Raw genomic sequence first — 24,427 nt, 5'->3', positions numbered from 1 at the left:
AACGTCGCGGAAATCTTAGTGCTCCTTGCCCGCTGGTGCACTGACCACGGAGGGCTTACGGCCCAGTGAATACAGGCGACGCGCCGACCAGAAGAAGAGGACCACCAGCAGGACGTTGCGGATGCTCAGGACCAGGGCCATCCAAGGATTGTTGTGACTCAAAGCATCGTAGAAGAGCGGGTAGATGAAGTAGGTGGCAACGGCGATCACTATTAGCATGGTGGCCGGAACGCGCCACTCTTTCCAGTTGTGCGCCAGCCCTACAGCTACAGCCGGTGCAAGCCACACCATGAACTGCGGTGAACCCACCTTGTTGAAAACGATGAACGCGGTCACCAGTGTGAGGGCTCCTGAAAGCAGGAGTTCTGTCCGGTCCACTCCGCCGTTGAGCTTGCCTTGGTGCAGGGCCCAGAAGGTCAAACCCGCGACGGCGGCCGCTGCCAGCAGGAGGAGGGGCTGCATCAGCACGGACATGAACGCAGTGCCGGGTCCGTCCACCTGCATGGAGTTGATGTCAGTGTTCATATACATGCGGGAATCCCCGACGCCGAGGACCGACAACCACAGCCATGGGGTGGTGAAGGTCGCTTCGAGCTGCATGCCGCGATCTCCCTGTTGTGTCAGGAAGTTCAGCAGCTTGGGAACGGCACCAACTGCCGCTGCCAGCCCAACCACAACCGCCGTCGTCGCAATTCCTGCCGCCACAACGTGCAGGCGCTTCCTGACCACTGCGAACAAGGCCAGCATCACGGCGGCGGGCCACACCTTCACCCAGGTGGCGATGCTCAGGAGGACCGACGCGACGAAGGGCCGGGTGACACCGTAAACAAGGGCCACGAGGACTATGGGGGCAGTTAACCCGTCAACGCGGGCGAAACCCAACCAGCCCATGAGGAAGACGAATACCAGCCACCACCAGGCAGCCGGGATTGCTTCCTGCCGGCGGCCGCGGTCAGTGAGTTTGAGCACCGCCCAGCCGTTCAGCAGTGTGGTGAGCAGGACCCAAAGGAAGAAGAAGGGGCCAGGACCGGCTACAGCTGCCAGGCCCATGGGAATCAGCGCCAGGATGGGATAGACCCACGGGCTGGGTCCCCCGGTGAGGTTTGCTTCGTCGAATCCGGCCAGCGCCCATTCACGGTAGATAAAGGTGTCGCTGAAGGCTTCGCCGCGCAACGAGAGCACGGCCCCGAAGACCAGGAACACCAGGTGAATCACTACGAAGCCCCACAGCAGGCCCCGCGGGGAGTTCATGCGTGCCGCCAACCTCGCTGGGATTGTTTTACCGCGGATTTCCGCGAGCTTACTGAAAAAACTGTCCATCAACGAAGAACTTCCTGGCTAGGTGGGTCCTTGCCTCAGCAATCCCCAATTTTCTTGGGACCGAAAAACCCCCGCATGCTACTTTACGCGAGACACCCAAACGCCCGGCAGTTGCTTACCCTGCGGGCTGGGCTTCCGTCTGCGCGCGTATGCTCCATGCGGACCAATCCAACGGGTGAACAGAGGGGCGACCCAGGAGGTAACCTTGCGCTGCTGTGACCTTCAGCGCGGTGACTTCATCAAGCTCGGCTGCAGTTTCGATGCCTTCTGCAATGATGTCCGCGCCGATCTCCCGGGCAAGTTCCACGATGGCCCTGGCCCGGATTTTCTGACCGTCGCTGCTTTCTATTCCCTCAATCAAATGGCGGTCCAGCTTGATGATGTCGGGGCGCAGCTGTTCAATCCGTTCCATGGAAACCAAAGCTGCACCGGACGCACTGATGGCGAGCCGCAGGCCCAGGGTTCGCAGTGGCCCCAGGCCGTCGTCGCCGGTTTGCCCTTCCACGGATTCCAGGCTGCCCGTCAGTTCAACAATGATCCTGTCCGGAGCCAGTGCTGCTGCAGCAAGAAGATTCCGCACTCGGGGGTCATTTGACGTTGTGGGGGTGAGGTTCAGCGCCACGGACATGTTGTCCGGGACGTCGTGCGCTGCTGTCAGGGCGCAGTGCAGTGCGGCAATTTCGAGTTCCGTGCCCAATCCGGCTGCTGCGGCCTCGTTGAACCACACATCGGCTCCGGCCCCGTCCTCACCAACGAACCTGGTCAGCGCCTCTACGCCCACCACCTCGCCTCCAGGCAGTGCATGGACGGGCTGGAAAGCTGTCAGCAGGAGTTTGTCCGCCAGGATCGACTGGATGCCTTCGCGGACCTCATGGCTAACAGGGACAGATACTGTCCGGGCTGTGTCCGAGGACTCCAAGTGCAGGCTGGCAACTTCACGCTGAACCGGGACCTTGGCCGCAGAACCCGGCGGCTTGCGGGTTTCGAGCAAGTGCTCCAGCAACGCGCGCTCCGGGTCGTCGGGGCGTGCCTCAATCAACGCGCGAAGGTTTTTCCTTGCTCCTTCGCTCCGGGCATCACTGTCGGCAAGGATGGATTCAATGATATCCAGCACTTGTTCGCGCATGGTCATGTCTTCGCTGGCCGGCGCCACAACAGCGTCATCGGCCGCCGCAGCGCCATCCTTCGGTGAGCTGCCGCTTTCCGGTTTAAAAGAGCCCGCGTCTTGAGCCATTAATTATTCCTTTGTGTGTCCCCCCACTGGCAAAGCCAGCCATGACATGACCTCCACGAAAACGTGTGGGCCTTGTCACGAATCTTACAGAGGAATCAGAGCATCCGAGACACCGCAATGACTCCTGACAAGGGAAAACGTGTCCTTGGGCGGCAAGCCCTGACATGCTGGAGGGGTGACATCCATTTCAACGGAATCACCCCGCACCGCACTCAGTTGGAAGCTGCTGCCGGCGGCGTTGCTTTCCTTCTCCGGCGTGCCGCTCTTTGCGATGGGCAACGAGCTGCTCGGCTATGGCCTGCTACTGGCGAGCGTGGCCACCGCGGCTTTCATCGACCACCGATTGATGCGACACCTCGCATTGATCGCGGCGGGCATGACCATCTTCAGCTTGGTACCGCTCAACGCCGACCTCAGCACAGAGCACATGGCCCTCATGGGCGGCGCCCTGGCATTGGCTGTGCTGGTGCCATGGCTGGTGTCCCGGTTCGCCTACCGCGAGGACATCATCAAATTTCCCGTGAACACCGGCCGCAAGTGGCCCTTGGCAGCGAAACTGTACCTGATAGGCGTGGTGGCGCTCGGTTACTTCATCCTGCCGGTGTACCTGATCCGGACAGGTGTTTACCAAAACTGGCCGGACGCTTCAGATCCCGATATCTTCTGGCGGCTCTTCCTTGGCGTCAACGCCGTGGGTATCTGGGATGAATTGTTCTTCATTTGCACCACCTTCACCCTGCTGCGGCAGCATTTTCCGGACTGGCTGGCCAACCTCCTGCAAGCTGTGGTGTTCTCGTCATTCCTGTGGGAGATCGGCTACCAGTCGTGGGGTCCGCTCCTAACGTTCCCGTTCGCATTGCTGCAGGGCTACACCTTCAAGCTCACCAAGTCATTCACGTACGTGGTGTCCGTGCACCTGCTGTTCGACTTCGTGCTGTTCCTCGCGCTGGTGCATGCACACAACCGGGACTGGCTGCCGATCTTCCTTTACTAGTCCGGCTCTCTGAATCGGCGGCAAGCCTACGTCCCCGAACCTGCCCACGCTTCATGTGAAACTTCGATCTCCTGCGCCATGTCATCAAGGAATCGAATCACCGAATCCCGTTCAGGAGGGCTCAGCCTGGCCGCAGCGAGGAACCGTTTGGCCTGCTGCCGCCCAACGGTCCTCATGGCGGCCTCGTGCGTTTCGGGTGTGATGGCGATGGCGAGGGCGCGGCGGTCGGAGGGGTGCGCGCGTCGCGTGACGTGGCCGGCGCGTTCCAACCGGTCGAGCAACTTGGTGGTTGACGCCGTCGAGATATTGAGCCGGGAGGCTATTGCGCCTGGTGTGGCTATCACGCCATGGTTGGCGCAGACAATCAGGTAGTGCAGCGCACGCATGTCGGACTGGTTGAGTTTCATGTACCGGAGCGAGGCGTCGGAGAGGCGTTGTTCGGCTTCGCGCAACCTTCCCAGCGCTGCCATGACGTCACTGATTTGCTGGACATCCGCGTCGGAGAGGTCGGAGCGATCCACCAATTCCTGATGAGGATCGTTGGCGTCCAAATCATAGATGCCAGCTGAAACCGGGGTCCCGGCTTCTTCAGGTATCTCTTCAGGACTGGACATGTTTGGTATGTTACACCTAACTTCCTACATGGTAGCCTTTCTTCTAGCTTGTCTAGCAATATTCAGGTTTCGGGCAGAAACAGGGTGTGGAGGAAGGCGCAACATGAACGCGACAGAGATGGTGGTCCTCCTTGACGACGCCGGGGCGCCCATAGGCGAGGCTCCCAAGGCAGGAGTTCACACACTGGATACGCCCCTCCACCTCGCCTTTTCCTGCTACCTGCTCAACGACGCCGGGGAAGTTCTCCTGACCCGCCGTTCACCCGAGAAGAAAACGTGGCCCGGTGTTTGGACCAACAGCTTCTGCGGCCACCCTGGCCCCGGTGAAGAGTTCGAGGATGCGGTCCTTAGACGCGCGCAGTTCGAACTCGGAGTGGACGCCAACAGAATTGAACTGGTCCTCCCCCACTTCCGATACAGGGCAGTAGATCCAACGGGCATAGTGGAAAACGAAATTTGCCCCGTGTACCTGGCCCGCATCACCGGGGTGTTGAAGCCGAATCCCGCCGAGGTAGCGGACTGGGCCTGGATCTCACCCGCACTGCTGGCCGATGCTTTGGAACACACACCGTCCGCTTTCAGCCCGTGGCTCGGGCTTCAATTCCCGGAACTCCTCCAAGCGAACGCATTGCCACTCCAAGCTGGAGCCGAAGCATGACCATCACCTCAAGCGCCGTACGCGGCCGCACCGATCTTTGCACTGCGATCGAGAACGAGTTGAGCGGACTCATCGGCAAAAGGGCCAGCGCAGCGACCGCCTATGGCCCGGACTTCGCCAGGCTATGGGCGCTCGCGGGCCAGAACGTCTTGGGCGGTAAGTTCGTCCGGCCCTTGTTACTCATGGAAACGTACGACGCCCTCTGCCAGCGGCACCAACAGTACGACGCCGCAGACTCACGTCAGCGCGAGACCGCCATCAGCATCGCCGCCGCCATTGAACTCCTGCATTACGCCTTCCTGCTGCACGATGACGTGATCGACGGCGACCTCGTCCGACGCGGGCACCCCAACCTAATCGGCTCCCTCCTCGCGGAAGCCTCCGCAACCGCCCGCACGGACGGCGCGGACGGCGCTAACGGCGCGGAGGGCGTTAATAGCGCTGACGGCGTTCGTGGAACCCGCGCCGGCAGCAGCCTCCACTGGGCCCAAACCGGCGGAATACTCATGGGCGACATGCTCCTCGCGGCTACGCACCAGTCCTTCGCCCGGGCGGATCTTCCCCACGAGCTTCGCCTGCGGCTCCTCGACCTCCTGGAACACACCATCAACGAGACAGTGGCCGGCGAACAACTGGATGTGGGCCTTGGTGACGGCGTCATAGCCCCGGACCTCCAGACCATCTTGGTGATGTGCGGCTACAAAACCGCCACGTACACCTTCGAGCTCCCGCTCCGTGCCGCCGCCACGCTGGCCGGCGCCGACTTCGCCGTCGAGAATTCGCTCGCAACCGCCGGCAGGCATCTTGGGCTGGCTTTCCAACTCCAGGACGACCTCCTGTCCACGTTCGGGGATCCTCGCCGCCACGGCAAGGATCCCTTTTCGGACCTCCGCGAGGGCAAGGAGACGGCCATCATCGCCCACGCACGGACAACGCACGCTTGGCCGGACATCGAGCCCTTCTTCGGCATGCCTGAGCTCAGTGTCGGCGACGGTGAGCACGTCCGCCGGCATCTCAGCGATTGCGGAGCCGAGGCATTCGTCCAAGGCCTTATCGAGGAACAAATGCATGCATTCAACAGTCAGCTGACCACCACCATCCCGGCAAGCGTACGCAACGTCCTGCTTGACCTCGCGGGACAGCTGGAAGGACGGCAATCATGACGGTCGCCACCGATACCTCGTTGACGCATTTCACCCGGACGGCCGAGCGCGCCGCCAACCAGGTCATCTCCGCATACTCCACTTCGTTCGGGTTGGCATGCAGGCTGCTGGGGTCCAGGCACCGCCAGCACGTCCGCAACATCTACGCCTTGGTACGGGTGGCCGACGAACTCGTGGACGGCGTCACGGCGGAAGCCGGCCTGAGCTACCAGGAGCAGTGCGACGCCCTGACGCACTTCATTGATGAGACACACCGGGCCGTCAAACTCGGCTACAGCAGCGACCTCATCATCCACGCATTCGCCCAGACGGCCCGCGCGGCGGGGATCGATGACTCGCTCGTCGATCCGTTCTTTGACTCCATGCGGATGGACCTCGGCGAGCGCACCGACTTACTTGAGCGCACTTCTGCCTCGGCCACTGAACAGCCGACGCCCCTTCGTTTCGACGCCGATGCCCATGACGGCTACGTCCACGGTTCCGCGGAGGTGGTGGGGCTGATGTGCCTGCGCGTCTTCATGCGGGACGAGAAGGTCGACGACGGCGACGCTGCAGCTTTGGAGCACGGCGCCAGCAGGTTGGGCGCTGCTTTCCAGAACATCAACTTCCTCCGGGATCTTGCGGACGACACCACCCGGCTGGGGCGCAGCTACCTTGGCACCGCTGACCATCTTGAGGACCGCGACCGCATGGGCTGGGTCAGCACCATTCGGGCGCAGCTTGCCGACGCCAACGCCGTCATTCCGATGCTTCCGCGCGACGCCAGGGCTGCTGTCCGGAGCGCGCTGGCCCTGTTCCAAGCGCTCACGGACAGGATCGAACAGACCACCGTGGACGAACTCTACCGCTCCCGGGTCCGTGTACCGGATCCCGTGAAAGCCGGGCTTGCCGCCCGCGCCGTCGCCTCAACCTGGATGGAGTTGCACCGATGACCCGGACAGTAGTGATCGGCGGTGGCATCGCTGGGCTTGCCACCGCCGCACTCCTCGCCCACGAAGGACACGAGGTCCAGCTCCTCGAACGGCGCGACCAGGTGGGCGGCCGTGCCGGCAGCCTCGAGAGGGACGGCTTCCGCTGGGATACCGGCCCTTCCTGGTACCTGATGCCCGGCGTTTTCGACCACTTCTTCAATCTGCTCGGCACCAGCACCGCCGAACAGTTGGACCTCAGGACGCTCAGCCCTGCGTACCGCATCTTCAGCGAACCAAACCACGACGGCGTGCGGCCCGACCCGCTCACCGTCCCGTTTGGCAGCGACCAGGTTTTGGAAACCTTCGAGCGAGTTGAGCCCGGCAGCTCCAAGCAGCTCAAGTCCTACCTCGCTTCCGCGCGGCACACCACTGAAATGGCCGAAAGGTTCTTCCTCTACAACCCTTTCACCAAACTCCAGGCGCTGCTTCAACCACAGGTTGTGCGGAGCCTTCCCAAGCTAGCGCAGCTGCTCCTGACGCCACTCGATAAATACGTGGCCCAGCGATTCCAGCATCCAGTGCTCCGCCAGGTTCTAGGCTACCCGGCAGTCTTCCTGGGCACCAACCCCACCGATGCGCCGGCCATGTACCACCTGATGAGTGCTTTGGACCTGGGGGACGGCGTGCAGTACCCGATGGGCGGCTTTTGGGCCCTCGTTGAGCGCCTCGAAGCATTGGCGCTCGACGCAGGGGTCAGGATTCACACGGGCGCGGAAGCCCTCAAGATCACCACCCGCGAAGCCACGCACACCAAGAAACTGGGGCGCTTTGACGGCCTGAACCTTCCCGCTGGCCTCACCGGCAAGGACAGCCGGGAAGTCACCGGCGTTAAGTGGCGCGACAACTCCGGGGCAGAGCACTACAGCGTTGCCGACCAAGTGGTCTCCGGCGCCGACCTGCACCACACCGAAACCCAGCTCCTGGGCGTCAGGGACCGGAGCTACAACAAAAAGTACTGGCAGAGCCGCACCAGTGGGCCCGGAGCAGTGCTGGTGATGTTGGGTGTGAAGGGTGCGCTGCCGGACCTTCCCCACCATTCCTTGTTCTTCACCCGGGATTGGGAGGCAAACTTCGCCTCAATCTTCGGTGAAGAACCGGGCATTCCGGATCCCGCGTCCATTTACGTCTGCAAGCCCAGTGCTACCGACGCCAGTGTCGCACCACCGGACCACGAGAACCTTTTTGTCCTGGTTCCCATCCCCGCCGACCCATCCCTGGGAGCGGGTGGACCTGATGGCAGCGGCGATGTGCTGATCGAGCGGACTGCCGACGCCGCAATCGACCAGATCGCCCAGTGGGCCAACATTCCGGATCTCCGCGAACGCGTGGTGGTCCGGCACACCATCGGACCGGCCGACTTCGCACGAGACTACAACTCTTGGCGGGGCGGCATGCTTGGCCCCGCACACACCCTCCGGCAAAGCGCGATGTTCCGGGCCCAGAACTCGTCCAAACGTGTTCGCGGCCTCTACTACGCGGGCGCCACCACTGCACCGGGTGTCGGTGTGCCCATGTGCCTCATCAGCGCCGAGCTGGTGTTGAAGCGAATCCGCGGCGATCACAGCGCCGGCCCTACCACTGTGAGGCCTGTAGCTAGCAGGATTGGCTAATGGGTGTTCTCTACTTGGTCTCATTGCTGCTGGGTATCACCTGCATGCTGCTGCTCGACCACCGTTTCCGACTGTTCTTCTGGCGGGACGCAAAAGCAGCGGCAATCGTGACCGCCGTCGGGCTCTTGTTCCTTCTTGCGTGGGACCTGGCCGGAATCGGACTGGGGATCTTCCTGCGCGGGGAAGGCACCATCGCCACGGGGTTGCTGCTCGCGCCGGAGCTGCCCATTGAAGAACCCGTGTTCCTGATTTTCCTGGTGCTGTGCACGATGGTCCTGTACACAGGCGCGCGGCGACTGCTTGACCGCGTACCGGTCACTCGCCATGAGAAAGAGCGGGAGACCGTATGACGTACCTGTGGCTCGCGCTCGCCTTCATCGCCGCGGCAGCCGTTGCCGGCGTGATCTTCGCTCGTCAGGGCGTCCGGCCCGGCGAGGCTGGCAAGCACTGGAAAGCCGTAGGACTCGCGTTCGCGGCCCTGGCCGTCCTCACGGCCGTATTCGACTCCGTCATGATCGGAATGGAGCTCTTCCACTACGACTCTTCGCACATCCTCGGCCTCAAGATTGGCTTGGCGCCCATTGAGGATTTCGCTTATCCGCTGGCGGGTGTCGTGGCGCTCCCTGGCTTGTGGATGTGGCTGACGCGCAAACGTAAGGGTTCCAGTTCCGGTTCATCCAACCTCAAAGGCTTCGTCCCCCAAGCCCTGCTGGCGTCACGACCGGTCAGTTGGATCAACACTGCCTACCCGTTTGCCGCCGCCATGCTCTTGACCACCCACGAGATCGACTGGATTCTGATCGTTGGCACGTTTTACTTCCTGGTCCCTTACAACCTGGCCATGTACGGCATCAATGATGTGTTTGATTATGAGTCGGACCTCAAGAACCCGCGCAAGGGCGGCATCGAAGGCGCGCTCCTCCAGCCGCACCTTCACCGGCCCATGCTGTGGCTCGCGGCGATCACCAACATTCCGTTGCTGCTGGTACTGGCGTTCGCTGGTGGGCCTGCCGCGTGGGTCAGCCTGGCCGTAAGCGCATTCGCCGTGGTGGCTTACTCGGTCGCCGGACTTCGCTTCAAGGAACGCCCCGTCTTGGACTCGCTGACGTCGAGCACGCACTTCGTCAGTCCCGCCGTCGTCGGGTTGGCATTGGCCGGCGCTGATGTGACGCCTGGGCTGCTGATCTTACTGGGCGCGTTTTTCCTGTGGGGAATGGCCGCACACGCCTTCGGCGCGGTTCAGGACATTGAACCCGACCGGCAGGCCGGCATTGGCTCCATAGCAACCGTCATCGGTGCCCGCCGGACGGTGAGGCTCGCCGTCGGACTCTGGCTTGTTGCTGGACTGGCCATGCTGGCCACGCCGTGGCCGGGGCCGCTCGCGGCGATCATTGCCGCGCCGTACATCCTCAACTGCGCCCCGTACTGGACCGTCACGGATACGACGGCGGCACGCACCAATGTGGCATGGCGGCGGTTCATCTGGCTCAACTACGGTTCAGGATTCCTGGTAACGCTCATTTTTATCCTGCAGTGGAGCCTCACGTCATGAAGGCGGCGTTTGTCCGGGCGCCTCAGGTTCGTCGTCGATCGTGTCCAAGGCTTCACGCATATGCTGCAGGAAGTTCACCACCACCTGCGACTCGTCAGGGCTCAAGGCGCACGCTGCGTCCAGCATCCGGCGGTGCATTCCACCCAAAGTGTGCCGCACTTCCTGGTCGGACCCCGGAGTGGCCTTCAGGATCAATGCCCGACGATCAGTTGGATGGGGTTCGCGCCGAATATGGCCGGACTCCACCAAACGGTCAATCAGCGTGGTCATGGACGCCGACGTTATGCCGAGCTTGTCGCCCAAGTCCTTCGGCTTCATCACTTTGCCCGCGGCCTCGGCTTCGAAGAGATAACGCAGGGCCAAAAGATCCTTCTCTCCCATTCCCATGGACGAGCGGGTCCTGCGACGCATCGCTTGCTCGGAGGCGCGGTAATCCCGCAAGGCGTTCAGGACATCAATGGCAATGGCCTTCTGGCCCGGGTCTTTCCCGTACCAATAGCCCTTTGCGTGGCCTTCCGAGTCCATCCCACATTCCTTCGATAAGCGTAAAGCTCGTTTCACTAGCATTTTGATACTAGGTCACGTACCTCGTGAATGCATGACACCGCACATCCCACAAGGAAAGAGGCTCAGCAAATGGCTACCCGAAGCTCAGATCTTTTGCGGCAAATCACGGTCACCGCGAGCCTGGTGGTCTGCATCGTTGGTTCGATGATCGGCGTTGGCGTCTTCGGCGGGACGCCTATCGCGCAGGCAGCTGGCGGCGCTTTGGCCGCCGATTCAACCCTTTTGGCTCCCGCGACCCCGGCGTTCTCCATCTGGTCTGTGGTTTACACCGGACTTGCCGCTTTCACGGTGTGGCAATGGCTGCCGTCCCAGCGCTCCAGCATGCGGCAGCGGTCGCTTGGTTGGATCGTCGCCGTGTCCATGATCCTTAATGCTGCGTGGATCTTGTCCGTGCAGGCTGGATGGCTCCTGCTTAGCGTCCTGGTGATCCTGACGTTGCTGATGACCCTTGTGCTGGCTTTCCTGCGCTACAGCCAGAGCCCGGCCGGCTCATGGGTTGAGGCTGTTGTTGTTGACGGAACCCTGGGCTTGTACTTGGGCTGGACCAGCGTGGCCGTGTGCGCCAACATTGCTGCTGCTTTGAAAGCCTCAGGATTTGGGGGCTTCGGGTTGCGTCCCGAGGTCTGGTCCGTAGCCGTTTTGGTGGTGGTTGCCGTGGTGGGCATCGCCTTGGCGATCAAGGGCCACGGGCGCCTCGCTTTGGCGGCCGCGATCGCCGGGCGCTGGCCCGGCTGCGAAACCCGCACTAGTTCGCTGCACGACCCGCACAGCGGTGAGCCACACGGATAAGCGCGGGGTTCAGGGATTAAGGTGCGCAGGCGTCCTTAAGGGCCTGAACCGACTCGGCCGGCACCTCGTCTCCGGCTTCAGCGATCTGGTTCAACGGCGTCGTGATTTCAGCGGGAACGCCGGCAGCACCAGCGGCCGACACCAAGCCGGCAAGCAACTGCTTGTCCTGAACGCTGACCAAGCCGTCCTGGACTACGGCGCACACCTGCTTGGTCACTTCATCGGCGGCGGCCGTAGCCACCTTCGATGCGGCGTCGCTGGCTGCGCTTGTAGCTGCTTCCTCCACGGCTCCGCAGCCGACGAGCAGTAGCAACAAGGGGACGGCGGTCAGGGCGGCAAGGCGACGGGTCATGAGTCCAGCCTAGCAATCGGGCGAGAACATCCCCTCGCCAGGGGTGTCGTACTGGCTTGCCGCTTCGTCGTCCCAGAGCTGTTGCTGGTTGATCGTGGCTCCACTATTGCACCCACCTATGCTTGACGGATGGGAGAAAAGCCAGTGGACCATGTGGCGTTGGCCGTCTGCATGATCGATATCTCGTCCGACATCCGGCGAAAGTCGCTCAACGAAACAGGCCTCCGTCCCATATCCAACGGCGTACTGGAGATCCTTAGGATCGTCGAGAGCCAGCCTGGCGTCACCGTTGCTGAGGTGGCCGCGCGCCTGGGCAGGCAACTGAGCAACGTAAGCGCCCAGTTGCGCGAGCTGGTGGCTGCCGGCCTGGTCACGCGAGTCAAGGATGCAGCGGACAAGCGGTACGTCTCCCTCCACCCCACGGACGAATCCATGCGCATCAAGTCACTCCTCGAGGGTGCATGGGCTGATGCGCTGACGAAAGCCAGTGAACGATTGCTTCCCGAAGAGCGTGAACAGATCGCGGCCAGCCTGCCCGCATTGAAGCGACTGGCTTCGTTCCTTGCCGAACCCGAACAGGCACCCGAACAGTAAACCGAACTGGCACAAACCCCACAACCAGAACATCACTAGGACATAAGTCACTCCCCTACGGCTTACACGCCTCCCCAAAAGTACTTATACTTTCATAAGTATTACTACTTACAAGAATGGATGACGCGTGGCATCACAACTACTCGAGACGCCGGGCTCTTTGGGTCAAGGCGGCAAACAAGGCCAACACAACAAAAAGGGGATCGGCTGGCGTGCCCTCCCCTTCCTGGCCTTGGCCCAGTTCATGGTTGTCCTGGACGGCACCATCGTGAACCTGGCACTCCCCCGCCTCCAGATGGAGATGGGCATCAGCGACTCGACCCGGGCATGGGTGGTCACCGCCTACGCACTGGTCTTCGGAGCTTTCCTGCTGCTCGGGGGGCGCATCGCGGACTTCTGGGGGCGGAAGCGGACTTTCATCACAGCCTCGGCGGGCTTCGCCATCGCGTCCCTGATCGGTGGACTTGCGCAGCAGCCGTGGGAACTGATCGGAGCACGAGCGCTGCAGGGTGTCTTCGCAGCCCTACTCGCGCCGGCGGCGCTGGCGCTTCTGACGGTTGCTTTCCCGGGAGGCAAGGACCGTGGCACCGCGTTCGCCATCTTTGGCTCCATTAGCGGAGTGGGCGCGGCGGCCGGAGTCTTACTCGGCGGTTTTCTCACCGAGTTCGTCTCTTGGCGCTGGTGCTTCTTCGTGAACGTCCCCATCGCCGTCATCGCCCTCATCGGCGTTTGGACTTTGGTGAGTGAAAGCAAAGCCGGTGGCTCCACCAAATACGACTGGCCCGGCGTCGTTCTTGCCGCACTAGGGCTGGGCTCCCTGGTCTACGGCTTCGCCAATGCCGAACATGGCTGGGGCGCTATCGAATCATGGGGTTTCATCGCCGCAGGTGCGGTGCTGCTGGTACTGTTCGTCGCCGTCGAACGCAAGGTCAAGAATCCACTGCTCCCGCTGCGTGTCGCTACGGAACGCAACCGCGCGGCAGCCTTCCTGGCGTCGTTCCTGGCGGGGGCAGTGCTGATCGGCGGCATCCTGTTCATCAATTTCTACCTGCAGATCGTTTTGGGCTTCGCGCCGTTTGCCGCAGGAATCGCATCGCTGCCCATGACGGTGGTCCTGATTGTCACGGCGGGCCTCGTTGCGAAGAACCTGCCGAGGTTGGGTGCGAGAATCCCCAGCGCCTTGGGGCCTGTCTTCATGGCCGCTGCCATGCTGTGGCTCACCCAGGTCACACCCGAGGGCACTTATACCGTGAACATGCTGCCTGCGCTGGTGTTGATGGGCATCGGCCTGGGAATGGTCTTCGTCCCCATGCAGAACCTGGCCCTGTTCGGAGTGAGCAAGGACGATGCCGGCGTCGCGAGCGCACTGGTCAACGCGTCACAGCAGATCGGCGGCTCGCTGGGCATCGCGCTCTTCAGCACCATTGCGGCCGCGGCCACGGCCGCAGTCGGCGGCGGGACACTGGCCGCCTTGACCTCGGGCTACTCACTGGTGTTCCTCTGGGCGGCAGGAGTGGCGGTACTGATCGCCCCGATTGCGTTGCTCCTCATCAGGATCGACCGCAAGACCTTCAGCGGCGCCGAGGACACTCCCCACATCCATCTGGGATAAACGCAGAGGCGCCGCCACCCCGGCCAGGGTGGCGGCGCCTCGCGCTGCGGCACTGGATGCGCCGTGGACCGGAATTCAGGATTACGACGGCGGACGCCTCACGTTAATAATGGCGTGAGATAACTCACATTCTGTAAGCTGAATTCAAAGTCACGCAGCCGGCTTCCCTCGCTTCACGTTTGGCAGGTCCCCAATGGCCCCCAATTCACTCAAGGCCGAGATTCTCCTGGCCCATGGTGTCGCACCCTCCGCGGCCAGTGTTGCTCGACGAAGAGCAGCCGAGAACCATGGCCACCATCGCGCTGCCAACAAACCCGACGCCCTCTTGGGAGCCATAGCCGTCAGGCAACTCTTCCATCGCTGGCCTTTGGTGCCCTCCCGCGAGCTGGAACGAATCCGTCACGTCCTCATCCACTGCGACCAGCTGGGTTCTCCGGACACCCACCACTTGTCGGAGCCGGCCCAAGCGTTGCTGGACCTCATCAACTGTGAGTTGGAACGGCGTCGAAACGCCGCGGCTCGGCAATCGATGCCAGGGGCAAAGCCGCCCGCGGACGTTCCGGAACGGGGTGCCGCTTAGATGGCCGGCCACTTTGAGTTTGAGGACCACACGTCGTGGGCATCCTGAGGCGGGTCGCGGCACCGGTGGCTTAACGGATGATCGGAAGGCCCGCCGTCGGGAAGACGCTGGGGAAGATCGACGGCGGCGGGACGGGTACGGTGTCCAGCGGCACGGTGACGGTGACCGCACCAACAGTGACGTCGTAACCCCGCACATCAATCCTCAACGGCTCGTCGCTGTAGTCCTCACCGGATACGAGCGTCAGGGCCATGGACCCCTGCGAGAGGTCTACGGCCAGCAGGCGTCCCTGCACCTTGAGCCGGAAGGACAGGCCTTCCCACTCCGAGGGTAAGCGAGGATCGAAGCGCAGCACCTCGCCCTGGTCCCGCATGCCCGCGAAACCGCACACCAAGGAGCTCCAGATACCGCCAGTGGAGGCGATGTGGACGCCGTCGATGGTGTTGCCGTGGGAGTTGTCGAGGTCGATGAACAGTGCCTCGGTAAAGTGCTTCAACGCGACGTCGCCGTACCCAACTTCAGCCGCCATGATGCCCTGCACGCAGGCGGACAGGGTGGAGTCACCGGTGGTGATGGGATCGTAGAAGTCAAAAGCGCGCTGCTTTTCCTCCGCTGTGAAGTCCTGCCACTGCAGGAACATGGCCAGCACGGTGTCAGCCTGCTTGAGGACCTGGTGCCGGTAGATCACCAAGGGGTGGAAGTTCAGCAGCAGCGGGTACTTGGACTTGGGTGTGTTCCAGTCCCACGGCTCCAGCGTCATGAAGTCGTTGTCCTGGCTGAAGACTTCCAGGTGGGGGTCGTACGGGAGCGACATCCGCTCGGCCGCCTGCCGCCACACCATGCGCTCGGTTTCGGCGACCCCCTCGTGTTCCAGCGCGGCGGCGGCCCGCAGATTGAAGCGCGCCATGACGTTGGTGTAGAGGTTGTCGTTGACCACGGCCGTGTACTCATCCGGGCCGGTGACGCCGTGGATGTGGAACATTCCGTCCTTGCCGAAGAAGCCCAGCGACGCCCACATGCGTGCTGTCTCAATCAGCAGGTCTGCGCCGAGTTCGCCGCGGAAGGTGTCATCGCCGCTGGCCCACTGGTATCGGTTGGCGGCGAAGGCGATGGCCGCGGCAATGTGGAACTGGGCAGTACCGGCCGCATAGTAGGCACTCGCTTCGAGGCCGTTGATGGTCCGCCACGGGAACAGTGCACCGTCCACACTGAGCTCCTTGGCTCGGACACGCGCGTCCGGCAGCATTGCGTGCCGCGATTCCAGCACCTTCCGTGCACCGCAGGGATTGGTGTAGGTCAGGTACGGGAGGAGGTAGACCTCCTGGTCCCAGAAGTAGTGGCCCTCGTAACCGGAACCGCTCACACCCTTGGCAGGGATACCCGCAACGCCCGCCCGGGCAGTAGCCTGTGCCAACTGGAACAAACCCCAGCGCACCGCCTGCTGCATCTCCGGCTGACCGCCAATGGAGATGTCCGCCGTGGTCCAGTATTCGGCGTAGTGGGCCTTGCTCTGGGCCAGGATGTCGGAGAAGGACACCAGGTTCACTTCGGCTTCGGCCGCGAGGCTTTCACCACGGTCTTCGGCGTCAGAGGAGCCGGCAACCACGTAGCTGACCGACTTCTCCAAACGGAAAGTGTCGCCGTCGTGAATGGCCAAAACGTAGCGGACGGACGATTCGTCCTCCGCCACCAAGGTCTCGAAGGGCTGGCCTTCAGCCGAAATCCAGTGGTCAACGGCCATGGCGACGCGCTGGCGGGACTCGGACGTTTCCCATGCCAGGCGAAGCGAGCCGTCGGTGCCCTGGAGGTGCAGCGGCAGCAAGACCCGGCCAGCGTGCCGGCCAGAGCGGCGGGGGTCGTGGACCGAGTGGTCCTCCACAGGCTGGTCCTGGCGGTTCACGACGCCGGAGGTAATGTCCGCGGACACGTCGCGGTCAGCTGTCAGCGACAGTTCCAAGCCAAGACATCCGCGGGAATCGAAGCCTACGGCGCGACGCTCCACCGTCGTGACGGTAGCGCCCGAGCGGCAGGCCCAGGTGATGCTTTCCTCGTAGACCCCTGTGGAAAAGTCCACGCTGCGGTGATAGTCCAGCACCGTGGATTCGGCAAGGCTCAGGGCTTCGCCATCAATGGAGACTGTGAAGTTGTTGGCGTCCGGCACGTAGACGATCCGCTGGCCGGTCCGGGCAAAGCCATACGCATTTTCGGCGTGCTTGATGTCCCAAATCTCATGGAAGCCGTTGATGAACGTGCCGGGAAGCTCGCCGTCGCCGGCGGTCGAATGCGAGCCACGAATACCAAGGTGGCCGTTGCCAAGCGCGAATAGCGTTTCCAGCGTTCCCTCGTCACCGGGGACGTGGATATTCTCTACGAGCTTCCAGGGCTCGCAGGGGAAGCGAAGCCGATCGGAGCTGATGAGTGCCATGGGCTGTTGAAGTCCTTCGAAAAAAGTAGGGTCAGAGAAGATCGTTGAGGTCGTCCACCACCAGCGTGGCGCCGGCGTCGAGCAGGGTTTTCCGGCCCGCCCCGCGGTCCACGCCGATCACGGCGAAAAAGTTGGCTCCTGCACCGGCCTGCACGCCGGACACTGCGTCCTCAACCACGATGCATTCCTCCACAGGCACGCCCAGCAGGCTTGCTCCATAGACGTAGGTGGCGGGGTCCGGCTTACCGGGAAGTCCGACGCCGGCAGCAACCTGACCGTCGACGACCACCTCAAAGTGGTGGTCGAGCCCGGCGGCCTTCAGTACCGCAGGCGCGTTGCGCGAGGAGGACACCACAGCCATCTTGAGACCCAGTTCCACTGCGGCGTTGATGAACTTGACCGAGCCCTCATACGGCTCAACGCCGCGGGAGTTCACGATCTCGTTGAAAATCGCGTTCTTGCGGTTGCCCAGGCCCTGCACGGTTTCGTTGTCCGGGTGGTCATGAACCGGTCCTTCGGGCAGTGTGAGGCCGCGGGACGTCAGGAAGTCACGGACGCCGTCGAAGCGGGGCTTGCCATCGATGTGATCGAAGTAGTCGCTCTCCTGGTAGCCCTGCGGATGGCCCGTTGCGGCCAGGTAACCGTCGAAAAGCTCCTGCCACGCCTGCTCATGCACCACGGCAGTGGGCGTCAGCACGCCGTCGAGGTCGAACAACAGCGCCGAGGCGCCAGTCCAGGCATTACGAAGATCAGTCATGTGCATTGTTCCGTTCAGCGCTTGTGGCGCGTGGTCTTGCGTTCGATGAGCTTGGTATCGAGCAGGTGGTTGGAGGGTTGATGGGGGGTTTCAGTATTCAGCAGGCGTTCACACAGCAGGTTTGCTGTGAAGGCGCCCTGGTCGGCAACGGGTTGCGCCACGGTGCTCAGGCCCAGGAACCAACTCATGGGGTGATCGTCTATGCCGATCACGGATACGTTCTTGGGCACGGAAAGGCCGTGTTCACGCAGTGCCATCAGTGCACCGAACGCGGCCTCGTCGCAGTGGGCGAACACTGCAGTGGGCCTCCCGCCGCGGGTCATGAGTTCAGTCATTGCCCGCCTGCCGTCGTCGATGCTTGGCCCGGTTCCCACCACAAGGTCCGGGTGGACGGTGAGGTGGTGATCATCCAGCGCACGTTTGAAGCCACGGAACCGTGGAGTCTCAGTCACAACGGAGTGTTCATTGCTCGAGAGAACTGCCAAGTCCCAATGGCCCAGCCCCAGCAGGTGTTGGGTTGCCTGCCAGGCTGCGTGTTCGTCATCGATACCTACATTGTCCCACGGAACATTTCGCATGCCCACGCTGGCCACTGCCAGTCCGCAGGCTTCCAACGCTTCCACTTCTGTGGGGACGAGGTCAATATTGAGCAGCAGCAGCCCATCCACTCTTTGCGCCAGGTTTCCCAGATCCGCAAAGAACTGTTGCCGCACGGTGGCCTTGCTGCGCAGGCTGATCAGGACTGTGTCGTAGCCACTATCGCCGAAGACTTCCTCTGCTGCTTCCACGGCCTGGGCGAAGAACCAGGCAGTGGCGGTCGGGGCCACGATGGCCACCGAACCCGTGCTCCCACCGGCCAGCCTGGACGCTGCGGCGGAGGCTTTGTAGCCAAGTTTGCTGGCGGCTTCCGCCACCTGTCGCTGGGCTTTTTCAGAAACGTTGGGGAGGTTTCTGAGGGCCCGCGACACCGTGCAAATGGACAACCCGGAGAGAACGGCTACGTCCTGGATTGTCACTCTGTGAGTCCTAACCATGCAACACGGCCTCAACCCTTTCCATCCTCGTCTGACGCCTTCGCGTGAGCCCCTAACCGGGACACCAGCCAAAAGTGTAAGCGCTTACAATTTTGTCATTCAATAGAGTGTGGTCGAATGCGATATTGTGACGCGAATCTCGGCGAAAGCTTGATTCCGTGGTCTGGATGCCTTCTAATCCTTGGGGCTTAACCCAAGACGTAGTACTTCAGGAACGCGCTCACATCCACCAATTCGGGCGGCTCGATCCTGTGTCCCATCCCAGGGTAGGTCCGCGCCGTCAGTGCGACGTTGGCGTCCAGCCACTCCTCGGTGTGGGCAATGGCGTCCTCGTTGATGACCGGATCGGCCTTATCCCGTCCCCAGAAGAACGGTGGCGGGGCGTCAAAGGACTCGCTGAGGGCCAGGAGATCGTTGTCCAGGACGAACCCGGACAGCCCGACCGTTGCCTTGAACGCGTTGGGCCGCAGGCGTAGGAGCGTGCTGGCCATTGCCATGCCCTGCGAATAGCCCAGCAGGCTGACGCTGCTGTGGTTGTCCTTGACGGAGTTGATCCAGTTGAACACCGAGTTGGTGGACGCGATGACATCCGCGAAGTCGTTGGTCAGGAAGTAGTCCAGCAGGAACCAGCCGTAGTGGTCACCGATACTCTTGGGGCCGCGAATTGCCGCGCAGGTGAACTCGCCGGGAAGGTGCGGGAAGAGGTCAACCATACGCTGCTCGCTGGTGCCATACCCGTGCATCATCACCAGCAACGGCGTGCCCTTGCGCTGGTTTTCGGGCTTCGACCACACCACTGATTCCATGGGGACGAGCCTAGTAGACTGTGCCCATGACTCCGCAGGAACTGGCCAACCTGGCCCATCTGCGGCGCGCCCGCGACTTCATCGATCGCGAGTATGCGCGTCCGCTGGACGTGCCCACCATGGCCGCCGGCGCACTGATGTCTCCCGCACATTTTTCCCGCCAGTTCAAAGCCGCCTACGGCGAATCGCCGTACAACTACCTCATGACCAGGCGCATTGAGCGCGCCATGGCCCTACTCCGCGCAGGAACAAGCGTGACAGATGCCTGCATGGAAGTCGGCTGTACCTCGCTGGGCTCGTTCAGCACCCGCTTCACGGAGATTGTGGGAATCAACCCCAGCGAATACCGGGCCCGGGAGCACCACGCCGTGAAGGCCATGCCCAACTGCATCGCCAAACAGCACACCCGTCCTGAACGAACAGGTAACAAAAACCTGAGCAGGATTGAAGAAGCGCCCGCGTCATAGCTGCAATAGCGTGTGATTCATGAACATTTCATTGAAGTACGCACACGTCACAGTCAACGATGTCGATGAGTCGCTCGCGTTCTACCGGGACGCCCTGGGTTTTGACGTTCGGAACGACGTCGGCTCGGACGGCCAGCGCTGGGTCACCATCGGCAGCGATGCCCAGCCTGATCTTGAGCTGGTCCTTTCCCCGCCGCACGCAGGCCGCTCACAGGCCGACGGCGACGCCATCCAGGAACTCCTCACCAAGGGCGTCATGCCCATGCTCGTGTTCACCACGGATGACCTCGACGCCACCTTCGAAAAGCTGCGCGCATCCGGCGCCGAGGTACTCCAGGAACCCATCGACCAGCCGTGGGGCCCCCGCGACTGCGCCTTCCGCGACCCTTCGGGCAACATGATCCGCATCAACCAGGGCTAACCATCCTCGGGTTCACAGCCCGAAAGCACGCACGACGGGACGTTACCGTGGGCACCCACGGCGACGTCCCGCCGTCGTCGTTCTTCTGTTGTCAGAGACTAATCAGACTGGCATCCGACCGCTCGCCGTCCTGATGCGTGGATGTGATTGCCGCAGTTACGACGTCGGACAGCCGCAGCCGCCGGCCATAAGCTTGCCGCTGCAGCCGCTCGCCGGTTCCGCGCCGGAGGATGTTCGCCACCCCTGTCCGCGCGAGCGCCAGATCTCCGGATTCAGTCAATGCCCGTCGGATGTGCCGGAGTAGGGCACCGGCCACATCGGCGGCAGCATATGGCGCCTGCTCCAGCGGGTGCAGTAATTGGTTGTTGATACCGAAACGGCTGGCCTTCCAGTTGGCCATGCGGATTACCGGCGTCAAAGTGCTCGACGGCGGGCCCCCCTTGCGCCACTCGCTTGCCGACGTTTCCACAAGCGCACGTGCGAGGACCGCAATGGTGAGGGCGTCTTCGGCGTAGAGGCAGACGTCGGCAACCCGAAGTTCCACCGTCGGGTGTCCCCTGGACAAGCGGGCGTCGAAGTAGATCATGCCTTCATCCAGTGGAACTCCGGTCCCCAGCAACTCTGAAAGCACCGCCCGGTAGCCGTCCGCCGAGCCGAAAACATCCATGGGGCCCGCCGTGGGCCATCTGTTCCAGATCTGCGTGCGGTAACTGGCGAACCCCGTGTCAGCGCCCATCCAGAACGGGGAATTGGCGCTCAGCGCCAAGAGGACCGGCAGCCAGTGGCGCATCCGGTCCAGGACTGCAACTCCCTCCTCCGGCGACTCGATGGACACATGGACGTGAAAGCCACAAGTGAGTTGCTCGCGGGAAATCAAACCAAATTCCGCGCCCATGGCAGCGTAGCGCTGGTTGCCCGTCGTCGGCGTGGCATGGAAGACCGGCGGGGTGGCCAACGCGGCAACCCGCGCCCCGACAGCCAGGGCAGCAGAGTCGGCCAACGCCCGCCCGGCGCGGATCTCGGCCCTGAGTTCTTTGGCAGTCCGGCAGGGCAGCGAGTTGACCTCAATCTGTTCCTGTTTGAACTCCGACTTCAGCGAAGGCCCTTGAGGGTTTGACTCCGGGCCCTCAGGGGAGGTCACATCCAAGATGTCGGCGGCCAATGCCAGGGGCATGCCGTCCACCGGATCGGCAATAAGTAGTTCCTCTTCGACGCCAAACGTACGCATAGCCACCCTCCCCGCGACGAGTTATTTAGAGACGGCGGTTATCCAACGTGGCGCGGAACCTCCATTTGGAAACCACAACGGCAGTGGAGCACCTGCGTCTGCAGGTACACCTCAAGGAGGCTGGGACTGCCCGGATCGTCAGTGGTCCGGGGCGCCTCGATGACGCGTTCCGTGGGGCGTCCCAAGGTCATGGGATCACCGCAGTGGGTGCAGCTGAACCAGAGGCCCGCTGCAGACGTGGAAAGAAATTCACTCTGGATGGCGGGTACCAAGGCATCCAGGCGGACTGCGTGGGCGTAAAACGTATCGCATTCGCTACAGGTGTAGCTGACTTCGACGATCTCCGACTGATTCGGTGTTGCTTCCACAACCGTCTCTACAAAAATGTAGGAATCAGTATTGCAAACGGTGCACCAAGGGCGTGCTCCGGTATCGACAGTTGCAGGTGCCCGTCCGCTTGCAGGCTTCGGGGCGGGAATCGGGGATCCAAGCGTCATTGCCATTCTCCTTTTGCTCCTTCAAGGAACCTGCATGGAGGCACGCTGTGAGCCGGCCGAAAGGGGCCGCGGCTGAAAAGGTGCAGTTCTTGGACCATCCGGGATGGTACAACTCATGAGGCTCCAAGGGCTATCTGCTTAACCCATGTATGAATGTAGTTCACTAGTGGCACCCGTCACAAGTGATGGGTTTGCTGCCTGCCCCTTGTGCGCGCGCTTTTACGCTTCGAAGTGCGCCACGGGAGTTTCGTTGGCCACGCTCTTGACGATAGTCTCTGCCACGTCCCGCAGCTTCTGGTTCCGGGTGCTCGATGCCTTCTTGAGGATTTGGAACGCTTCTTCCTGCGTACAGCGGTTCTGGCCCATGATGATTCCACTGGCGAGGTCAATCACCGTACGGGTCTGCATGGCTTCCTGCAGATCGTCAGCGTGCTGCTGCTTCACACCAATCCGTACAGCCAGCCGCAGTGAGCGCTCGGCTTGGCTTGCGTACAGTTCGCAATTGCGGATGGTTGCTTCGTCGTAGGCGTTGGCCTGCGGCGCGAAGAAGTTGAGCGCCGCCGTGGCGCCTTCATCCAGTTCCAAGGGCACGCAGAGCGCGGAAAGGTGTCCCCGCTCGGCAATCACTGAGCAGTACTCGGACCACCTTTCTTCGGTTGATGTGTCGGGAACATGCTGGGTGCTGCGGCTTCGCATGGCCTCCAGGCAAGGACCATCACCGTACGCCTGCTGAACTTCATCGATCAGCCTGGCTTCATGGGTGCTTCCAGCTACCGTGGCAGTGCGGCGTCGCCGGCTGAGAGTGATGCCGCAGAGCACATCCATGCCAACGGCCTGCGATACGGCAGAAGCCGAAAAAACCGCGAGCTCATGTAGGAATCCGCCCACATCTTCACTGTCTATCACCAGGTCCTGCAGCTGCTCGGGTACCGAAACATCGTCGGGCGCAGAGACAGCATCAGGCGCCGCAAAATCAATGCTTATTTCGTCCATGCCTCATTTTACGGTCGCCCAAGCCCAACTCGTCACCGGATCAGCAAAGGAATCAAAAACCTTGCATCTGGCGTGCACCTATGTGCACAATCGACCTGTAGTCCACATCACGGGACTCAGGTTTTCCAGCTCATGCAGACGGGCACCCCGCATTTTTTGATGCAGAGGTACAGACCCATGCCGGCTCAGCCAGCGTCCAGAGTCCCGGACGAAGCACATCAACCACCCGATGAACCGCTTTGGTGCTCGCGCTGCGATACCGACCAGCACCTCCTGGTGAACTCCATTCAGTCGCACTATCCGCCCGCGCCCAACATGGTGGAAGTGGCGTACGAGTGCCATGTTTGCAGGTACTCCTACCAACATGTCGCCTCCGTACGACGCGTGGCCGCGGTCCTGAACCGCCCCGGCGTCCCCCAAGGGGTTCTGCAATTCGGCGGCCAGTACCTCCACTGCGGTGAACCCATGAAAACCAAAAGCTGCGAGCTTCGCAGGGTCCAGGCACCCCTGGTGCTGACTCCGGGAGCGCAGATGCGGATGTACGAGGTACTCATCAATACACGCATCCTCGGGTGCCACTGCGGCTTCCGCATGGAAATGCCGGACTGACATTGGATACGACATGAGAGGCAGAGCCATGAGGAGCTACACCAACAAGTCCGGAGCTACCGGGAGGGATAGCATGCACGCAGAATCACAACGGAAAGAACCTTCGACCACAGGTGGAAAGCTGGGGCAAGCCGGCAAGCGCCGCCTTCCCGATCCGCCGGATCCGGACAACCTTCCCATCGACTACCCGGACTTGGGGTGGGACTCCAGCAGGTATCCCTCTACCGTTCCGGGGAGCCTTCGGCCGCAACACTCCACCCACCGGCAGAGCGCCTGATCATGAGCGGATTCCCGTCGGACCCATCGCATCCTGATCCCACCCGCGAGCCAGGACCCACTCCTGAGCCCGTTCCGCTGCCGGAACCAGGGCCGCCACCCGTCCCGGACCCCACGCCGGGACCCACAGTGCCCTCGCCACCGACGCCGGGGCCGCCAACACCGGGAGAACCCCCTGGCCTTTTGACCTAGCCCAGGCCGGCAAGGAAACCAGGCAGGTTCACTCCACAGACCGGATCCCGTAGATATCCCCCAGTCGGGATCCGAACGAGGGCATGCCGCGCTACAGGGAGCTCGGCATGCC

At 62.3% G+C, this 24,427-nt stretch carries 27 protein-coding genes and 1 pseudogene; 15 read left to right on the top strand and 13 right to left on the bottom strand.

All coding sequences use genetic code 11. The features are described 5' to 3' along the window. Positions 1-15 precede the first annotated feature (15 nt). Entirely contained in the window at positions 16-1,320 is a 1,305-nt protein-coding gene (locus KCX59_RS01865) for a glycosyltransferase family 87 protein (protein WP_178992953.1), read from the bottom strand. 115 nt (positions 1,321-1,435) lie between these two features. Continuing rightward, positions 1,436-2,554 carry an EAL domain-containing protein gene (locus KCX59_RS01860; RefSeq protein ID WP_178992952.1) on the bottom strand — a complete coding sequence of 373 codons (1,119 nt, stop codon included), beginning with the start codon at positions 2,552-2,554 and terminating at the stop codon, positions 1,436-1,438. Positions 2,555-2,729: 175 nt separating this feature from the next. Between KCX59_RS01860 and KCX59_RS01855 the strand changes: the two genes are divergently transcribed. Continuing rightward, complete coding sequence (locus KCX59_RS01855; protein WP_179017572.1) at positions 2,730-3,548, top strand: CPBP family intramembrane glutamic endopeptidase; 819 nt, start codon at positions 2,730-2,732, stop codon at positions 3,546-3,548. 26 nt (positions 3,549-3,574) lie between these two features. Here the strand turns inward: KCX59_RS01855 and KCX59_RS01850 are convergent, their stop codons facing one another. Beyond that, the gene (locus KCX59_RS01850; protein ID WP_179017571.1) at positions 3,575-4,162 is read right to left on the bottom strand and encodes a MarR family winged helix-turn-helix transcriptional regulator; all 588 of its coding nucleotides are present in this window, start codon (positions 4,160-4,162) and stop codon (positions 3,575-3,577) included. 103 nt (positions 4,163-4,265) lie between these two features. Between KCX59_RS01850 and idi the strand changes: the two genes are divergently transcribed. The 7 genes and pseudogenes from idi to KCX59_RS01815 all read left to right on the top strand — a co-directional run bounded on the left by idi (position 4,266) and on the right by KCX59_RS01815 (position 10,116). Continuing rightward, positions 4,266-4,820: an isopentenyl-diphosphate Delta-isomerase gene (idi, locus tag KCX59_RS01845; RefSeq protein WP_091464750.1), complete on the top strand. Its 555-nt coding sequence runs from the start codon at positions 4,266-4,268 to the stop codon at positions 4,818-4,820. Further along, positions 4,817-5,983 (top strand): polyprenyl synthetase family protein, encoded by a 1,167-nt coding sequence (locus tag KCX59_RS01840; protein WP_179017570.1) that lies wholly within the window; start codon positions 4,817-4,819, stop codon positions 5,981-5,983. Before idi ends, KCX59_RS01840 begins: the two co-directional genes overlap by 4 nt. After that, entirely contained in the window at positions 5,980-6,915 is a 936-nt protein-coding gene (locus KCX59_RS01835; protein WP_178992948.1) for a phytoene/squalene synthase family protein, read from the top strand. Before KCX59_RS01840 ends, KCX59_RS01835 begins: the two co-directional genes overlap by 4 nt. Beyond that, positions 6,876-6,962, top strand: a pseudogene (locus KCX59_RS01830) (hypothetical protein); the annotation flags it as partial. The gene KCX59_RS01835 and the pseudogene KCX59_RS01830, both read left to right, overlap by 40 nt. Then, positions 6,942-8,564, top strand: a complete 1,623-nt coding sequence (gene crtI, locus KCX59_RS01825; RefSeq protein WP_370629187.1) for a phytoene desaturase family protein — start codon at positions 6,942-6,944, stop codon at positions 8,562-8,564. The pseudogene KCX59_RS01830 and the gene crtI, both read left to right, overlap by 21 nt. Next, positions 8,564-8,914 carry a lycopene cyclase domain-containing protein gene (locus KCX59_RS01820; protein WP_179017568.1) on the top strand — a complete coding sequence of 117 codons (351 nt, stop codon included), beginning with the start codon at positions 8,564-8,566 and terminating at the stop codon, positions 8,912-8,914. Before crtI ends, KCX59_RS01820 begins: the two co-directional genes overlap by 1 nt. After that, positions 8,911-10,116: a prenyltransferase gene (locus KCX59_RS01815; RefSeq protein ID WP_179017567.1), complete on the top strand. Its 1,206-nt coding sequence runs from the start codon at positions 8,911-8,913 to the stop codon at positions 10,114-10,116. Before KCX59_RS01820 ends, KCX59_RS01815 begins: the two co-directional genes overlap by 4 nt. Here KCX59_RS01815 and KCX59_RS01810 read toward each other — a convergent pair. Continuing rightward, positions 10,111-10,641 (bottom strand): MarR family winged helix-turn-helix transcriptional regulator, encoded by a 531-nt coding sequence (locus tag KCX59_RS01810; RefSeq protein WP_179017566.1) that lies wholly within the window; start codon positions 10,639-10,641, stop codon positions 10,111-10,113. The genes KCX59_RS01815 and KCX59_RS01810 overlap by 6 nt on opposite strands. 111 nt (positions 10,642-10,752) lie before the next feature. Between KCX59_RS01810 and KCX59_RS01805 the strand changes: the two genes are divergently transcribed. Further along, a complete protein-coding gene (locus KCX59_RS01805; RefSeq protein ID WP_256871426.1) occupies positions 10,753-11,472 on the top strand; it encodes a TspO/MBR family protein in 720 nt (239 codons plus the stop codon). Between the two features lie 16 nt (positions 11,473-11,488). Here KCX59_RS01805 and KCX59_RS01800 read toward each other — a convergent pair whose 3' ends face one another. Further along, a complete protein-coding gene (locus tag KCX59_RS01800; protein WP_178992942.1) occupies positions 11,489-11,824 on the bottom strand; it encodes a hypothetical protein in 336 nt (111 codons plus the stop codon). Positions 11,825-11,953: 129 nt separating this feature from the next. Between KCX59_RS01800 and KCX59_RS01795 the strand changes: the two genes are divergently transcribed. Together KCX59_RS01795 and KCX59_RS01790 are read left to right on the top strand one after the other, a co-directional pair. Continuing rightward, positions 11,954-12,418: a MarR family winged helix-turn-helix transcriptional regulator gene (locus tag KCX59_RS01795; protein ID WP_179017565.1), complete on the top strand. Its 465-nt coding sequence runs from the start codon at positions 11,954-11,956 to the stop codon at positions 12,416-12,418. A gap of 127 nt (positions 12,419-12,545) precedes the next feature. After that, positions 12,546-14,030: an MFS transporter gene (locus KCX59_RS01790; RefSeq protein ID WP_179017564.1), complete on the top strand. Its 1,485-nt coding sequence runs from the start codon at positions 12,546-12,548 to the stop codon at positions 14,028-14,030. Positions 14,031-14,235: 205 nt separating this feature from the next. Here the strand turns inward: KCX59_RS01790 and KCX59_RS01785 are convergent, their stop codons facing one another. The 5 genes from KCX59_RS01785 to KCX59_RS01765 form a co-directional block, all read right to left on the bottom strand. Beyond that, positions 14,236-14,640 (bottom strand): hypothetical protein, encoded by a 405-nt coding sequence (locus tag KCX59_RS01785; RefSeq protein ID WP_178992940.1) that lies wholly within the window; start codon positions 14,638-14,640, stop codon positions 14,236-14,238. A 40-nt stretch (positions 14,641-14,680) separates the two neighbouring features. Further along, positions 14,681-17,035, bottom strand: coding sequence for a glycoside hydrolase family 65 protein (locus KCX59_RS01780; protein WP_178992939.1), 2,355 nt, complete (start codon positions 17,033-17,035; stop codon positions 14,681-14,683). Between the two features lie 31 nt (positions 17,036-17,066). Beyond that, on the bottom strand, positions 17,067-17,798 hold the full coding sequence (locus KCX59_RS01775; protein WP_179017563.1) for an HAD family hydrolase: 732 nt from the start codon (positions 17,796-17,798) through the stop codon (positions 17,067-17,069). An 8-nt stretch (positions 17,799-17,806) separates the two neighbouring features. Then, on the bottom strand, positions 17,807-18,808 hold the full coding sequence (locus KCX59_RS01770) for a LacI family DNA-binding transcriptional regulator (protein WP_370629186.1): 1,002 nt from the start codon (positions 18,806-18,808) through the stop codon (positions 17,807-17,809). 206 nt (positions 18,809-19,014) lie between these two features. Next, positions 19,015-19,632 carry an alpha/beta hydrolase gene (locus KCX59_RS01765; RefSeq protein WP_179017561.1) on the bottom strand — a complete coding sequence of 206 codons (618 nt, stop codon included), beginning with the start codon at positions 19,630-19,632 and terminating at the stop codon, positions 19,015-19,017. Between the two features lie 26 nt (positions 19,633-19,658). On the opposite strand from KCX59_RS01765, the gene KCX59_RS01760 reads away from it, so the two are divergent. Together KCX59_RS01760 and KCX59_RS01755 are read left to right on the top strand one after the other, a co-directional pair. Then, positions 19,659-20,099, top strand: coding sequence for a helix-turn-helix transcriptional regulator (locus tag KCX59_RS01760; RefSeq protein ID WP_044567994.1), 441 nt, complete (start codon positions 19,659-19,661; stop codon positions 20,097-20,099). A gap of 19 nt (positions 20,100-20,118) precedes the next feature. After that, entirely contained in the window at positions 20,119-20,520 is a 402-nt protein-coding gene (locus tag KCX59_RS01755) for a VOC family protein (protein WP_011773069.1), read from the top strand. 91 nt (positions 20,521-20,611) lie between these two features. Here KCX59_RS01755 and KCX59_RS01750 read toward each other — a convergent pair whose 3' ends face one another. The 3 genes from KCX59_RS01750 to KCX59_RS01740 form a co-directional block, all read right to left on the bottom strand. Beyond that, the gene (locus KCX59_RS01750; RefSeq protein WP_179017560.1) at positions 20,612-21,748 is read right to left on the bottom strand and encodes a glutamate--cysteine ligase 2; all 1,137 of its coding nucleotides are present in this window, start codon (positions 21,746-21,748) and stop codon (positions 20,612-20,614) included. 38 nt (positions 21,749-21,786) lie between these two features. Next, positions 21,787-22,245 (bottom strand): hypothetical protein, encoded by a 459-nt coding sequence (locus KCX59_RS01745; RefSeq protein ID WP_179017559.1) that lies wholly within the window; start codon positions 22,243-22,245, stop codon positions 21,787-21,789. Positions 22,246-22,464: 219 nt separating this feature from the next. Beyond that, on the bottom strand, positions 22,465-23,238 hold the full coding sequence (locus KCX59_RS01740; RefSeq protein ID WP_179017558.1) for a GAF and ANTAR domain-containing protein: 774 nt from the start codon (positions 23,236-23,238) through the stop codon (positions 22,465-22,467). Positions 23,239-23,415: 177 nt separating this feature from the next. On the opposite strand from KCX59_RS01740, the gene KCX59_RS01735 reads away from it, so the two are divergent. Together KCX59_RS01735 and KCX59_RS01730 are read left to right on the top strand one after the other, a co-directional pair. Beyond that, positions 23,416-23,847, top strand: coding sequence for a hypothetical protein (locus KCX59_RS01735; protein ID WP_256871425.1), 432 nt, complete (start codon positions 23,416-23,418; stop codon positions 23,845-23,847). A gap of 73 nt (positions 23,848-23,920) precedes the next feature. Beyond that, the gene (locus KCX59_RS01730) at positions 23,921-24,124 is read left to right on the top strand and encodes a hypothetical protein (RefSeq protein ID WP_179017556.1); all 204 of its coding nucleotides are present in this window, start codon (positions 23,921-23,923) and stop codon (positions 24,122-24,124) included. The last annotated feature ends 303 nt before the right edge of the window (positions 24,125-24,427 follow it).

Source organism: Paenarthrobacter nitroguajacolicus (assembly GCF_051027655.1).
In the GTDB taxonomy this organism is placed as follows: Bacteria; Actinomycetota; Actinomycetes; order Actinomycetales; family Micrococcaceae; genus Arthrobacter; species Arthrobacter nitroguajacolicus.
The sequence above is the reverse complement of the archived record's forward strand: the minus strand, read 5'-3'. Positions and strand labels throughout refer to the sequence as shown.

What these genes read in the sequence shown, in the direction of transcription:
- KCX59_RS01865 (WP_178992953.1), bottom strand. Translation starts at nt 1,320, where the DNA reads ATGGACAGTTTTTTCAGTAAGCTCGCGGAAATCCGCGGTAAAACAATC.
- KCX59_RS01860 (WP_178992952.1), bottom strand. Translation starts at nt 2,554, where the DNA reads ATGGCTCAAGACGCGGGCTCTTTTAAACCGGAAAGCGGCAGCTCACCG.
- KCX59_RS01850 (WP_179017571.1), bottom strand. Translation starts at nt 4,162, where the DNA reads ATGTCCAGTCCTGAAGAGATACCTGAAGAAGCCGGGACCCCGGTTTCA.
- idi (WP_091464750.1), top strand. Translation starts at nt 4,266, where the DNA reads ATGAACGCGACAGAGATGGTGGTCCTCCTTGACGACGCCGGGGCGCCC.
- KCX59_RS01840 (WP_179017570.1), top strand. Translation starts at nt 4,817, where the DNA reads ATGACCATCACCTCAAGCGCCGTACGCGGCCGCACCGATCTTTGCACT.
- KCX59_RS01835 (WP_178992948.1), top strand. Translation starts at nt 5,980, where the DNA reads ATGACGGTCGCCACCGATACCTCGTTGACGCATTTCACCCGGACGGCC.
- KCX59_RS01820 (WP_179017568.1), top strand. Translation starts at nt 8,564, where the DNA reads ATGGGTGTTCTCTACTTGGTCTCATTGCTGCTGGGTATCACCTGCATG.
- KCX59_RS01815 (WP_179017567.1), top strand. Translation starts at nt 8,911, where the DNA reads ATGACGTACCTGTGGCTCGCGCTCGCCTTCATCGCCGCGGCAGCCGTT.
- KCX59_RS01810 (WP_179017566.1), bottom strand. Translation starts at nt 10,641, where the DNA reads ATGGACTCGGAAGGCCACGCAAAGGGCTATTGGTACGGGAAAGACCCG.
- KCX59_RS01805 (WP_256871426.1), top strand. Translation starts at nt 10,753, where the DNA reads ATGGCTACCCGAAGCTCAGATCTTTTGCGGCAAATCACGGTCACCGCG.
- KCX59_RS01800 (WP_178992942.1), bottom strand. Translation starts at nt 11,824, where the DNA reads ATGACCCGTCGCCTTGCCGCCCTGACCGCCGTCCCCTTGTTGCTACTG.
- KCX59_RS01795 (WP_179017565.1), top strand. Translation starts at nt 11,954, where the DNA reads ATGGGAGAAAAGCCAGTGGACCATGTGGCGTTGGCCGTCTGCATGATC.
- KCX59_RS01780 (WP_178992939.1), bottom strand. Translation starts at nt 17,035, where the DNA reads ATGGCACTCATCAGCTCCGATCGGCTTCGCTTCCCCTGCGAGCCCTGG.
- KCX59_RS01775 (WP_179017563.1), bottom strand. Translation starts at nt 17,798, where the DNA reads ATGCACATGACTGATCTTCGTAATGCCTGGACTGGCGCCTCGGCGCTG.
- KCX59_RS01765 (WP_179017561.1), bottom strand. Translation starts at nt 19,632, where the DNA reads ATGGAATCAGTGGTGTGGTCGAAGCCCGAAAACCAGCGCAAGGGCACG.
- KCX59_RS01760 (WP_044567994.1), top strand. Translation starts at nt 19,659, where the DNA reads ATGACTCCGCAGGAACTGGCCAACCTGGCCCATCTGCGGCGCGCCCGC.
- KCX59_RS01755 (WP_011773069.1), top strand. Translation starts at nt 20,119, where the DNA reads ATGAACATTTCATTGAAGTACGCACACGTCACAGTCAACGATGTCGAT.
- KCX59_RS01750 (WP_179017560.1), bottom strand. Translation starts at nt 21,748, where the DNA reads ATGCGTACGTTTGGCGTCGAAGAGGAACTACTTATTGCCGATCCGGTG.
- KCX59_RS01745 (WP_179017559.1), bottom strand. Translation starts at nt 22,245, where the DNA reads ATGACGCTTGGATCCCCGATTCCCGCCCCGAAGCCTGCAAGCGGACGG.
- KCX59_RS01740 (WP_179017558.1), bottom strand. Translation starts at nt 23,238, where the DNA reads ATGGACGAAATAAGCATTGATTTTGCGGCGCCTGATGCTGTCTCTGCG.
- KCX59_RS01735 (WP_256871425.1), top strand. Translation starts at nt 23,416, where the DNA reads ATGCCGGCTCAGCCAGCGTCCAGAGTCCCGGACGAAGCACATCAACCA.
- KCX59_RS01730 (WP_179017556.1), top strand. Translation starts at nt 23,921, where the DNA reads ATGCACGCAGAATCACAACGGAAAGAACCTTCGACCACAGGTGGAAAG.